This is a genomic window from Vibrio sonorensis (genome assembly GCF_001854765.1).
GTDB lineage: Bacteria > Pseudomonadota > Gammaproteobacteria > Enterobacterales > Vibrionaceae > Vibrio > Vibrio sonorensis.
On record NZ_LJJE01000120.1, the window covers coordinates 1 to 210 of the forward strand.

Here is a 210-nt window from a genome sequence, read left to right on the forward strand (position 1 = left end):
CACGGATCACTTCCTCACTCTGAACAAGAAAGTTTAAAAGATGGATCAAGAGTGTTGAGTTTTACTTTACTCTATATAGGGGACTTGATTGGAAAGGGTGTGTTTTTTGCACTTGGTGCTTACTTAGGGTATTCCCAAATTCAACTGCGAAGTGCGACACTCTCCAATATCCAGCAGCCAATACCATTTCTTTAAAGACAATTGCTGGTC

The 210-nt window shown here is 40.5% G+C and carries 1 protein-coding gene; it reads left to right on the forward strand.

Going from position 1 to position 210, the window contains the following annotated elements; genetic code table 11:
- On the forward strand, positions 1 to 195 hold a 195-nt coding region (locus tag BLO31_RS24145; RefSeq protein ID WP_217495152.1), incomplete at its 5' end, for a hypothetical protein.
- Between the last annotated feature and the right edge of the window lie 15 nt (positions 196 to 210).